9 protein-coding genes are annotated in these 12,815 nt (G+C 52.9%); 4 read left to right on the forward strand and 5 right to left on the reverse strand.

Translation table 11 applies throughout. The features are described from left to right. Positions 1-343: 343 nt before the first annotated feature. The 4 genes from AC2TF6_RS18105 to AC2TF6_RS18120 form a co-directional block, all read right to left on the reverse strand. Positions 344-1,528, reverse strand: a complete 1,185-nt coding sequence (locus AC2TF6_RS18105; RefSeq protein ID WP_491307936.1) for a response regulator — start codon at positions 1,526-1,528, stop codon at positions 344-346. A 46-nt stretch (positions 1,529-1,574) separates the two neighbouring features. Further along, complete coding sequence (locus AC2TF6_RS18110) at positions 1,575-2,444, reverse strand: CheR family methyltransferase (protein ID WP_218229856.1); 870 nt, start codon at positions 2,442-2,444, stop codon at positions 1,575-1,577. Positions 2,445-2,528: 84 nt separating this feature from the next. Then, positions 2,529-6,209 carry a response regulator gene (locus AC2TF6_RS18115; protein WP_491307937.1) on the reverse strand — a complete coding sequence of 1,227 codons (3,681 nt, stop codon included), beginning with the start codon at positions 6,207-6,209 and terminating at the stop codon, positions 2,529-2,531. Positions 6,210-6,259: 50 nt separating this feature from the next. Further along, the gene (locus tag AC2TF6_RS18120; protein ID WP_491307938.1) at positions 6,260-7,399 is read right to left on the reverse strand and encodes a SpoIIE family protein phosphatase; all 1,140 of its coding nucleotides are present in this window, start codon (positions 7,397-7,399) and stop codon (positions 6,260-6,262) included. Positions 7,400-7,857: 458 nt separating this feature from the next. On the opposite strand from AC2TF6_RS18120, the gene AC2TF6_RS18125 reads away from it, so the two are divergent. Both AC2TF6_RS18125 and AC2TF6_RS18130 read left to right on the forward strand, forming a co-directional pair. Then, positions 7,858-8,295: a YflT domain-containing protein gene (locus AC2TF6_RS18125; RefSeq protein WP_009675603.1), complete on the forward strand. Its 438-nt coding sequence runs from the start codon at positions 7,858-7,860 to the stop codon at positions 8,293-8,295. Between the two features lie 105 nt (positions 8,296-8,400). Then, entirely contained in the window at positions 8,401-8,565 is a 165-nt protein-coding gene (locus tag AC2TF6_RS18130; protein ID WP_042228371.1) for a DUF1328 domain-containing protein, read from the forward strand. Between the two features lie 100 nt (positions 8,566-8,665). Here AC2TF6_RS18130 and AC2TF6_RS18135 read toward each other — a convergent pair whose 3' ends face one another. Continuing rightward, entirely contained in the window at positions 8,666-9,481 is an 816-nt protein-coding gene (locus AC2TF6_RS18135; protein ID WP_491307939.1) for a carbon-nitrogen family hydrolase, read from the reverse strand. 211 nt (positions 9,482-9,692) lie between these two features. Here AC2TF6_RS18135 and AC2TF6_RS18140 point away from each other — a divergent pair, with 211 nt between their 5' ends. Together AC2TF6_RS18140 and AC2TF6_RS18145 are read left to right on the forward strand one after the other, a co-directional pair. Next, positions 9,693-10,976, forward strand: a complete 1,284-nt coding sequence (locus AC2TF6_RS18140; protein ID WP_491307940.1) for a right-handed parallel beta-helix repeat-containing protein — start codon at positions 9,693-9,695, stop codon at positions 10,974-10,976. A gap of 113 nt (positions 10,977-11,089) precedes the next feature. Next, entirely contained in the window at positions 11,090-12,346 is a 1,257-nt protein-coding gene (locus tag AC2TF6_RS18145; protein WP_491307941.1) for a pyridoxal phosphate-dependent aminotransferase, read from the forward strand. Positions 12,347-12,815: the final 469 nt, after the last annotated feature.

Consider the following 12,815-nt stretch of genomic DNA (forward strand, 5'->3'; position numbering starts at 1 on the left):
GTCACCTGATCCTTTCGTAGTTGTCTATTTTCTTTTTTATTTTTTCTATAAGAAAGAGTTCTTGTTTATATCGTCCAAGTAAAACTTGTCTACCTTTAAATACCCCGTGCGGAGATTTCATAATCAACTTAATTTGATTTGTTCGCTTTTATTTGCACAATCTGTAAAACTATTGCTGTCATGGGAGTCAGCCCGTTTTAGGTCGCTTCTCTCTTATTCCCACCCGCCTCTATATCTCAGTAATACCAGTTCTTACACCGCCCCCCATCCCTTTGAAACCATAAAAAAGACAACAAAAAAAAGCCCCGCAAACCGCATTCTGCGCGTGTTTACGAAGCTTTGATCAAGCTCGGAGTTCTTCCGCCTGTATGGTAAAAACAAATTCGGTGCCTTGGCCCTCTTGTGAGTAGACTTCCACTTTGCCGGACATGAGCTCCACAAGATTTTGGCAAATGACAAGCCCTAAGCCGGTTCCTCCGTATTTCCGCGTCATGGAGGAGTCCACCTGTGTAAAAGGCTGGAACAGCCGGTTTCTTTTCTCGGCCGGAATGCCGATTCCCGTATCGCGGACCCGGAATTGAAGAATAATCCGGCTGCCGTTCCCGGTTTTTCCCAGATTCGTCACTTTAACCTTAATGCCGCCCGTTTCCGTGAATTTAACCGCGTTGCCGATCAGATTAATGAGCACCTGACGAAGCTTCAGCTCATCCCCGATGAGATGGGTCGGAACATTCTCCGCAAGTTCCCGTTCCAGTTTGAGGTCCTTCTTGCGGCATTCGCCGTAGAACAGATCCATCGTTTCTTCCATGCAGACGTCCAGATCGAACGGCTCGGTGTTCATCTCCATTTTGGAAGATTCGAGTTTGGTGAAATCGAGAATCTGATTGATAATATGCAGCAGCGCGGCACCGCTCCGCGAAATGGTATCGGCATATTCCCGCTGTTCATCCGAAAGCTCCGTTTCCAGGAGCAGATCGGTCATCGCCATGACCCCGTTCATGGGCGTGCGGATTTCATGGCTCATGAGCGCAAGAAACTCGGATTTGGCCCGGTTGGCGGATTCCGCCGCTTCTTTAGCCGTCAGCAGTTCCTGTGTCCGCATATTCAGCAGTTCCGACTGGTGCTGGAGCTTTTTTTGAACGAGATACAGGTTCACGAAGCCTTCGATCTTGGCTTTCAGCGTGTGAGGCACGAACGGTTTAACGATATAATCAATGGCACCGACGGAATAAGCCGCGAAAACATGCTCCTTCTCATGGGAAGCCGCTGTAATGAAAATAATCGGGATATCCTTCGATTTCTCCCGTGATTTGATCCAACGGGCCGTCTCGAAACCGTCCATGCCCGGCATCTGAACGTCCAGAACAATCACGGCGAAATCGTCGTGCAATAAACATCGAAGGGCCTCTTCACCCGAGCCCGCTTTTACCAGATGGTAGTTCTCTTCCGCAAGAACGGCTTCAAGCGCCAGCAAATTCTCGGGCTGATCGTCTACCATCAGTATTTTAATCGGTTCATCCAAGTTCACTTCGAGAAACCCCTTCCTCCAACTCGTCTCCTCATCTTATGCAGCGTCACTGCACCTTGCGGTAAATTTTGTCGGCTGTACTGACGGCTTCGTAAGCGGACGCGTGCTTGGTGAAAGTGATCGTCTCTTTATCGCCCAAAATCAGAAAACCGGACGGTCCCAGGCTTTCGTATATGAGTGTATGCACCTGGTTCTGGAGCTGCGTATTGAAATATATCAAGACATTCCGGCACAAAATCACATGGAACTCGTTAAACGAACGATCCGTAACCAGGTTATGCTGGGCAAAAACAATATTATCACGCAAAAAGGAATGAAGCGTAACGGAATCCTTCGAAGCCGTATAATACTTCGAGAAAGCTTCCTTGCCTCCGGACTGCAGGTAGTTTCTCGTATAGTCTTTCATGTTGCGCAGCGGATAGATTCCTTTCTCCGCCTTTTTAAGCACATCCTCGTTTATATCCGTCGCATAAATCCGGGTGCGGTCGTATAGCCCCTCTTCGTGCAGCAGGATCGCCATGGAGTATACTTCCTCTCCGGTGGCGCAGCCCGCATGCCAGATGCGGATCGCCGGATACTGGCGGAGCAGGGGAACCACCTTCTGGCGGAAGGTGAGGAACACCTCGGGATCGCGGAACATCTCGGTGACGTGAATCACCAGGTCCGACAGCAGGCGCTCCAGGCACTCCCGGTCGTGCAGAACTCTCTCCTGCAAGCCGGAGACCGTCGTCAGCTTCTCCGACAGAATGCGGTGCCAAATCCTGCGCCGGATAGACGGGTACGAATAATTGCGGAAGTCATATCCGTAAATGCGGTAAATGCCCTCGAGCAACAGACTGATCTCGATGCGTTCATGCTCGGCCTGCAGGCCGGAAAAAGTCGGCAGTTGATCTATAGGGTGAAAATTCGAATCCAATTGTCTCTCTCCTTCTCCTCCGAATCGATCCTGTGGCACGTCTTTTGATGTTTCTCATCAGAGGGTTCGCATTTGCTCCTTCTCTTACTTAAACAACCAAACGCGAATTAGAGACATTAACTGATCATTATTTATCGGTTTTGTTATATAATCCGACGCGCCGGCCTGTATACACTTCTCCCGGTCATCCCGCATGGCCTTCGCGGTCAGGGCGATAATCGGCAGATTATCGAATTGCGGCATGCTGCGGATCTCTTTCATAGCCTCATAACCGTCCATTTCCGGCATCATGATATCCATCAGAACGAGATCAAGATCCGGTTCCTTTGCAAGAATGGACAAAGCCTGACGTCCGGTCTCCGCAAACAGCACCTTCATATTGTACCCTTCCAGCAGGTTGGATAGTGCAAACACGTTGCGGATATCGTCATCGACGAGAAGTACCTTCTTGCCTGCAAACACCGCTTCGCTGCTGTGAAGACGCTGTAGAATCCGCTTCTTCTCCTCCGGCAGGGTTTCTTCCACCCGGTGCAGGAACAGCGCCGTTTCGTCAAGCAGCCGTTCCGGCGATTTCACGTTCTTGATGATGATGGACTCCGCGTATTTCTTAAGTCTCATCTCGTCTTTCTTATCGTATTCTTTTTCCGTGTAAATAACAATCGGCAGACGGCGAAGCTCTTCCTCGGCTTTGATCCGCTCCAGCAGATCGAATGCGGACTGATCCGCCAAGCCGATATCGAGAACCATGCAGTCGAAATGCCGCTCTCTGAGCTTCACGATCGCTTCATCCGCCGTTGTTGCCACTTCGATAAGGACATCGTCGTGGCGGATAAGTTCGATCAGATTGTTCATCTGGACGGGATCATCCTCTACAAGCAGGAGTTTCCGCAGATTTTGATCGATGAACCCTTCCAGCTCGATAAAGGCTTGCTCCAGCACATCCTTGCTGGAAGGCTTGCGCATGTAGGCTATCGCGCCCATAGAGAGCCCCTGATGGACTTCGTCGACGACCGACATCACGTGTACCGGGATATGCCGGGTCTCGGCATTGTTCTTGAGCTGGACGAGAATCGACCAGCCGTCGACGATCGGCAGCTGGATATCCAGGATGATGCCGTCCGGTTTATACTCTTTCGCCATCTGAAGGCCGATATCCCCCTGCAACGCGACCAGAGCCTTAAATCCGCGGCTGCGGGCCATGTCGACGAGCACGTTCATAAAGTGCACATCGTCTTCCACGATCAGCAGCACTTTATCGTTCTCGGTGATGCTGTCCCGATCGTCCTCCACCTCGCGCTGGACGGACTTCGGAGCCGGTTTAACCGGTACGGGCGCAGGTGCCGGAAGCTGCGGTACTGCGGACGAAGCGTCAGAGAGCGGCAGGGCCTGCTGCTCCTGTCCCGCGGCAGCCGCCTCGGCCGATCCTCCCACGCGCTCGGAATACTGCCGGTGCGGGATGAACAGCGTGAACGTGCTGCCTTCCCCTTCCCGGCTGCAGATTTCGATCGTACCGCCGAGGAGGCTCGCGAGCTGCTTGGAAATGGACAGCCCGAGTCCCGTTCCGCCGAATTGCCGGCTCGTCGTCCCGTCGGCCTGCTGGAACGCTTCGAAGATAATCTGCTGCTTCTCTTCGGCAATCCCGATTCCCGTATCCTTGACGGAGAAAGCAATTTGCGACTCTCCCTCCTTGACGGGATAGACATGCAAATGTACGGAGCCCTGGGACGTGAATTTAAAGGCGTTGGACAGCAGGTTCCGCAGAATCTGCTCCAGCCGCATACTGTCCGTATAAAGCATCCGTGGCACGCCGTTGTCGATCGTAATTTCAAAGCCCAGCGCCTTCTTGCGCGCGACTTGTTCAAACGAACGCTGGATCGTTTCCATGATATCGGGCACGAGAACATACTCGGCCTGGACCTCCACTTTCCCGGCTTCTACCTTCGAGAGGTCGAGGACATCATTGATCAATTTGAGCAAATCTGAGCCGGAAGAATGAATCGTCTCCGCGTATTCCACCTGCTTGTCGTACAGGTTGCTGTCTTTATTCTCCGCAAGCATCTGCGAAAGAATAAGCATACTGTTAAGAGGTGTACGCAGTTCATGCGACATATTGGCCAAAAATTCGGATTTGTATTTCGAAGCCATGGCCAGCTCGAACGCCTGCTTTTCCAGCGCTTCCTTGGCTTCCTCGATCTGGCGGTTAGCCAGCTCCGTCTCTTGAACCTGGGTCTGGAGCTGCTTCGTTTTGCGGAGCAGCTCTTCGTTATTCTGCTCCAGCTCCTCCTGCTGGGACTGCAGCAGCTCTTCGGACGCTTTCAGCGCCTTCGTCTGCTCCTCCAGCTTCTCATTGGAGGTACGCAGCTCTTCCTGCTGGGAAATGAGCTCTTCGGACTGGCTTTGCAGTTCTTCCGTCAATGCCTGCGACATGCGGAGGAGCTCCTCGACCCGTTCACGGGAACGGATACGGCCAATAGAGACAGCGAGATTCTCCGTCAACTGCTCCAGCAGATCCAGTTCTATCTCGCTGAGCATTTTCAGTCCGGCGAATTCAACGACGGCTCCGATTTCTTCCTCGGATACGACCGGCTCGACAACGAGATATTTCGCGTCCAACTGGCCGAAGGAGGAATGGATAGTCAAATACTTATCCACATCGTCTTGGACCATAATCCGCCGGCCGTCGGCGGCCGCCTGGCCGACAAGACCCTGACCGAGCGCGAATTCGGGAAGAAGATTGCCCTCGGGGTCTTTATCGAAAGCGTAAGCCGAGGACAGGACAAGCCTCGTCCTCATGCCCTCCCGCTCCAACAGATACACCGCTCCGAACGCGGCGCCGATCATACGGGACGCTTCCGAGATAAAGCTGTTCGTCAGGTCGTGCATGTTGGTCTGATCCTGCAGCAGCATGCTCATGTTCGCTACATTCGATTTCAGCCATGCCTGGTCTTCGTTCAGCTTATTGAAGGTCCGTTCGTTGTGCATCAGTTCTTCCAGGTCGTCGGCCATCGTATTGAAGACATCGGCAACTTTGCCGAACTCGTCGGTCGTCGTCACCTCCACGCGATAGCCTGGATCGAACCGGCCGTTGGCGAAACCTTTAATCATGCCGGTCAGCAGGGCGAGCCCTCTGGACAAGCTGCGCATGATCCAGTACATGATCCCGAGGCCGATGATCAGAGCGGCAACCGTCAGCACAATCGTCAAGAGCAGCGTTTTGCTGTTGGAAGCTTTAAATTCGTTAATCCCTTTTTGTACGTTATCGTCCAGATATTGCGTTAAATGATCCACGCTCTCCGTTACCTGATCCTGATAAGTCACGCCGATATCGGTTCTCAGTTTGTTCGCTTCCGCTACCTTGCCGTTTTCGTAAAGCTCGATCGCCTGATTCAGATAGGTCATAAAATTTTCGGTGCTTTTGACCGTCTCATAGGTAAGCTGCTTCTCCACATCCGAATCGGCGGATTTTTGGAGAGCGGTCACCCCTTCTTTCAGCTTCTCTTTGTAAGTGTTCGCTTTAGCCAGGTTTTCCTTGGCTCCCGGCTGATTAGGGTCTGAGTTAAGCAGCAGATTCGCCATATATTTGGCGATCGAATTGACGTCCGAGCGGGCCGTGTAGGCCAACCGTGTCTTGTTAAAGCGGTTGACAAACGCGCTGTCGAGGCTCTCGTCGATACTGCTTATCCGAGTCGTCCCGATTCCCGCCAGCACGAACATCAAGATAAACAAAAGCCCGAAGCCCGCCATGAGCTTTGTCGATATTTTCATAAAAGACTTCCCTCTCCCCTTTATAACTGTCTCTAGCAACCGGCCCTTTCTCAGGGAATATCGATCCAGATCAGACAAATATCATCCATATGATTGTTTTGGACTTCTTCGTCCAGCAGTTCATCCACTACCGCGTGAAGCCCCATATCCCCTTTTTGCTGAACCGCCGTGATAAGCCGCGTCGGCAGCTCCGTGTCGGCCTCTTCTATTTCCTCGAGAAGTCCGTCGGTATAAAGCAGAATCCGCGATTTTCCCGTGTAAGTGATCCGGCCGGGCTTGATATCCATTTCCTCGAAAAATCCGACCGCACAGGTTCCGTTCGTAAGGGGGACCGCCTCACCGCTGTCGTTCATAAGAAAGCCCGGCGGGTGACCGGCATTTACGTAGTCGATGGTTTTGTTCTTCGTATCTACCAGCATATAAATCGCCGTGAAATAATAGTTCAAATGATTCTGGTCGTTATGCAGCCGGTTCATATACCGGTTCAGTTCGGCAATTACAAGCTCCGGCGTCACAAATTTGGTAATCGTATCCCGGAGGACCGAGGAGATAAACATGCAGACAAGCGACGAAGAAATGCCGTGTCCCATAATGTCGAGCAGCATAACCCCGTAACGGTCGTCGTCGATGGGATACCAGTTGTACAAATCCCCCGCGAGCTCATAAGAAGGGTTATAGTACGCTTCGATTCGGATTTTCTCGGTTTCGATCGGCAGGCTGAGTACGCTGCTTTGAACGTTTTTGGCCAATTGCAGCTCGGAACGGATCCGGTTGTCGTTCTCTTTGTGCCAGTCTTTCTCGTATTTGAGCCGCAGGGCGGATTTAATCCGGGCTACCAGCTCGATTTTGTTGATAGGCTTGGTTACGTAATCGATCGCTCCCGCTTCCAGAGCCTCCGCCAGTTTAATGGAATCTCCCATGGCCGTGATGATAATAATCGGAATGTCTTTCAGTTCCTCGATCTGCTGCAATTTTTTGCAGGCTTCGATCCCGTCGATTTCCGGCATCATCAGGTCCATCAAAATTAAATCGATTTGTAAATCCGAGGAACTCGGATTGTCGATTTTCAGCATTTCAAACAGTTCCATAGCAGAAGAAGCGCGGTGCATATTGGAGTAGCCCGCGCTTTTCAATATTTTTTCGATCACAATAAGATTGACCGGATTATCGTCTACAATCATGATGCTCATTCCATGTTCTCCTTTTATAGTGGAATTCTTCTGTCTGTGATTCCTTGATCTACTTGGGAGTATTTTGTAACCAAAGCCGTCAGCGTCCACTTTCTTTCCGCACTATCGGGTAAAGCCGAAACGCGTCGGTCTGGGGGAATAAATCTACTACTACCGCACACTTTGTCTCCCGTGAGTATCGCCAGAGATTGCCGTGCGCCTGGAAACAAAGGCAGCTGCATATCTATCCTATTATATAAAATATCCTATTTAAAAGTAACCCAGAAAACGACTCTTGAATCAGGAAAGATTTGATAGTTCCTATGCAGGCGAATTTGTCAATAGCTTTGTTTCAACGAAAAGGCGGACGGTTAATAAGAGTCATGAACGACAGGCAAACAACCTGAACAACGAAGTCGCCGCGGCAAAAGCCAGAAGACAAGAAAGCTGCGGCTTAAACGATAAGGAGGAGAATGAACATGGAAACCAAAGTGAGACTTGCAGCTAACGAAGAACAAGCCCTGCGCGAGGTAAAAAATTTGCAGGCGGAAGGCTTTAATCTCGATGAAATTTACGTAATGACGCACGATAACGACCGTACCGAAGGCGTGGCGGAAATGACGAACACGAATGAAGTCGGTGTAGCGGAAGAAGGTCTAATGACGGCAGCCGCCAACTTGTTCCGTTCGAAAGGCGATAAGCTCCGCGCCAAAATGGAATCGCTCGGCCTGAGCTCTTCCGAAGCGGATACCTATGAGAAAGAACTTGACCGCGGAAAAATCCTTGTGATCGCATATGCGGACCGCGACGGTGACGGCTATCCTCACGACGGACGTCTTCGCGAAGATGAAACGACGCTCCCGCCTACGGGCATTTACATGAGCGGCCGCGATAACCAGAACAGCAATCTGTTCTAATCAAGGCATGCAGAATGTGGCCGTGAGGCCATATCGTACAGCCAATAACGACTTTCACACGACCGTACCAATAAAAAAAGACTATCGCTTAAAGGAGGGTTTCTCATGTTAAAATGGGCTATGATTTTTCTGATCATCGCAATCGTAGCGGGTATTTTCGGATTCTTCGGAATCGTCAGCGCCGCTGCCGGTATCGCCAAAGTCCTTTTCTTCCTGTTCCTCATCCTGTTCGTCATCACGCTGATAACAGGCCGAAGATCTTCCGTCTGACACCGGATTCCGGCTTTCATCCAACAACCGTCTCCCTTTAAAAGGGAACGATAAAAACGCAGTCCTTCATCTTGAAGGGCTGCGTTTTTTGGCGTTCGCTTTATTCGTAAACGGCAGGACGGCGGTCGGCGAATACGGGAATTTTACCGCGTACGGAGGCCACTTCGGCCAAATCGACTTCAGCGAAAATGATTTCTTCTTCTTCTCCGCCCTCGGCCAGCACCTGCCCCCAAGGATCAATCACCATGGAATGACCGAAGAATGAGGTTCCCTTGCTTTCTCCTACGCGGTTGCAGGAAACGACGATCATCTGATTCTCGATGGCGCGCGCCATCAGCAGTGTACGCCAGTGATGAAGCCGCGGATGCGGCCACTCGGCGGGCACGAAGAGCATCTGCGCCCCGTCCAGAGCGAGCTTGCGGGTAAGTTCGGGGAACCGGATGTCGTAACAGATGACGGCTGCGGCCGGAATCCCATCCAGATCGAAACTACCCCTTTGACTGCCAGCGGCAAGGCTCAAATGCTCGTCCATCAGCTGGAACAGATGAATCTTGGAATATTCGAGGATTTCCTCCCCGTTCCGGTTAAAACCGTAGACGGTGTTTTTAACTTCCTCGCCCTTCTTCTCCGCTACGGAGCCTCCGATAATATGTACCCCATGCTCTTTGGCAAAAGAGCCGAGCATCTCCCGGGTTATACGGCCCTCCGGATCGGCAAGTTCATGAATCCGGTCCAGGGCGTAGCCCGTGTTCCACATTTCGGGAAGCACGATAATATCCGGTTTTTGCGCGCCGCCGACCGCTTCCAGAAGAAGCTGCTCTACTTTTCGCCGGTTTACTTCCGGCTCCCCGATTGTAATATCCATCTGAATAAGCGCGAGACGGACTTTGTTCGGAAACGATTGCTGGTTATCCATTCGGGCACCTCCTAGTTTAGTCTGCCGGGTACGTCAGTCTGCTCTTATGATAGAGGATCGCCCCCCATAGATCAATTCTTTTCTTCCTGTCCTGCTTAGGGCATAAAGGGAACCGCACTCTCTTTCGTCAAACCATCGGAAGGAAAATACTGGACCCGCGGCGAAATTCATGTTCAACCATCCAATCAAGTAACGATAAGGAGAGATACCTATGAACTCGTCCCGACCTCTCAGCAGAAGAAAGCTGCTCGCCGCACTCGGCGCGGCTGGTGCCGTTATGGCTGCCGGTTCGCTTCCTTCCGCAGTCAAAGCGCGTGGAGCGGAAACGCTTATCCATAACGTAAAAGAATACGGCGCCCTGGGGCAGGGCTCCTACGGCGACACGGACTCCGCCGGGATTCAGAGCGCCGTTCACGCGGCCGCCCAGACCGGCGGCATCGTCTACATACCCGCAGGCCGGTATATCCTGACCAAGCCGGTTCAGCTGAAAAGCGGCATCCGGATTATGGGCGCGGGGATCAGTCAGACGACTCTGACAGCTACCGCCGGCTGCGCCTTCACCTCCCTGCCGCCCGCATCGGATATCGAAATCGCCAGCCTCTCCTTCCACGGCGGCAGTGCGCCCGGAGCTGTCGCTTCACCTGTCGAAGACAGCATCATTTCTCTGCTGCAAGCGAGCCATGTCAGCATCACGGACTGCCGCTTTTTCACCTTGTCCAGTCCGATCTTGCTCAGAAACTGCCACGCGTGCCGGGTCGATCACTGCGACTTCGAGCTTATTCTGGGCAATATACCGGGTAAACCGCATTACGGCACCGGCATTTACTGCAGCGGAGGCGAAGGCCACACCTTTTTCCGTAACACATTCAAAAGCGTAACGAACACAGCCGTGTATCTGGACGGAGGTTGTTCCCGGTCGGTGATCCAGTCTAATGACGTCACCTACATCGATCAGTACGCGTTCCTCGTCCAATCGGATCAGGCAGCCGAGCCTGCCGCCCGGAATGATATTATTTACAACCGGATCACCAATCTGGATGCCGCCAAATCGGGAATAACCGCCATTCTGCTGAAACGCAATGTCTCCGGCTGTGCCGTTTCCCACAATGAGATCACCGGTCTCGACGGGGACGGCATCAGGTTAGAAGGCGATCAGGAGTCCGGCAAGCTCCAGCCCGCGGACCATACCCTCCAGGGCAATGTGCTGAAAGGAATCAAAGGAAACGGAGTCGTGATCAGCAACGCGGTCCGTACATCGGTTCACGGCGGAACGTTCCGCAATCTGGGCGCAAGCGGCATCCACATCGAATCGAGGGGAGAAACCGGTTCTCGCGAAACCGCGGCCAGCGGCAATCTGTTCAGCGGCTGCAAAACAGCCGCCATCCGGATTTCCGGCAAGAAAAGCACGGGCAGCCTGCTCTTCGGCAACGGAGGAACCGGCAACGGGCAGAACGTTCTCGACGAAGGAACGGGAACCGTTAAAGACAGCTTTTAAACGGACAATTCCGAGTGGTATACATCCTTTTGAAATCATGATAAAGTAGGGGTAAATTTAGGATCATACCGGGTCTATCCCTAACGGATCAGCATGATGGAGGCAGTAAAATCATGAACGAAAACCTACAAACCGGCCGTTCCCCGCAGCCGGATCATAGCCAGTCCCCCTTAACGAACGCGCCTGTAAGGCCTTTGCAAATCGAAGCGGCGAGCCGCATGGCAAGCCTGCCTTCGCAATTTTTTGCGGGACTCGTCAAAAAAGCGAATGCCCAAATCGCTCAGGGGCACGATGTCATCAATCTCGGGCAAGGAAATCCGGATCGTCCTACCCCTTCCCATATCGTAAAATCTCTTCAGGAATCCGCGGAGAACCCGCTGTACCACAAGTACCCGCCCTTCAGCGGATACGGCTTCCTGAAAGAAGCGATTGCTACACGCTACCGGGAGGATTACGGCGTCACCCTGGACCCGGAGACGGAAGTGGCGATCCTGTTCGGCGGCAAAACCGGACTCGTCGAAATCAGCCAATGCCTGCTGAATCCGGGAGACGTCTGCCTTGTGCCGGACCCGGGCTATCCCGATTACTGGTCGGGCGTGGCGCTCGCCGGCGCCGAAATGGCCTTCATGCCTTTGCGTGAAGACAACGCCTTCCTGCCGGATTACGGCTCGTTGTCCGAGAACGACGTACGCCGGGCCAAGCTTATGTTCATCAACTATCCGAACAATCCGACCGCTTCTACGGCTTCCGAAGCCTTCTACGACGAAACGATCGCATTTGCCGCGAAGAACGGGATTGTCGTGGCCAGCGATTTCGCTTACGGCGCGATCGGATTCGACGGCAACAGGCCCGTCAGTTTCCTCGAACGGCCGGGCGCCAAGGAAGTCGGCGTAGAGTTTTATACGCTTTCCAAAACCTACAACATGGCCGGGTGGAGAGTCGGGTTCGCGCTGGGCAACCCGGACATTATCCGCATCATCAATCTGATGCAGGATCATATGTATGTCTCCCTGTTCGGCGGGATACAAGCCGCTGCCGCCACCGCTTTGACCGCTCCCCAGGACTGCGTGCACGAGCTCAGAGCCGTCTACGAAAGCCGCCGCAATGCGCTATTCGGCGCTCTGGACGAAATTGGCTGGGAAGCCAAGCCTTCACAGGGGTCCTTCTTCGCCTGGCTTCCCGTGCCCCGCAAATACAGTTCGGCTGAATTTGCCGATCTGCTGCTGAACGAAGCCAAAGTCGTCGTGGCGCCCGGCATCGGGTTCGGCACCCACGGAGAAGGGTACGTACGTCTCGGACTGCTTACAGGCGAGGAACGTCTGCGAGAAGCCGTCCGGCGCATCGGCAACCTGCATCTGTTCGACAAGTAATCCGCCGAAGCGGATCGGGCTCTCCTTCCGGAGAGCCCTTCTTTACAACCGGCGGCACGCGTGCTATCCTAGTAAGAAAACATCGAACGTTGTGATGGGAATAGTAAGGATAACCCGCTTTGCTTCAGAGAAAAGCTCCCCGGCTGAAAGAGCTTTGCAGCAGTTTTCCCGAACCCGCCCCGGAACGGTCAGCGACGAGCTGAACAGTCCCCTGCTGTTATCAGGGACAGAGATGGATGTGCATCTCGATTGGACCTTGTTTAGGTATGGCCCCTGTTCTCAAATGGTGCCGGCAGGTCCGTTCAGACGGCGCATCAACCGAAGGTGGTACCGCGGAAGCCCAGGCTTTCGTCCTTACGAGGACGAGAGCCTTTTTTGCATTCTTCCGTTCAGCTCTCCCTGCCATCCGGCCCGCGTTCTTTGAAGAAATTAAAGCAAGGCCAGAACCAATTGTATACTACACGGTCGT

The organism is Paenibacillus sp. JNUCC 35 (genome assembly GCF_058269095.1).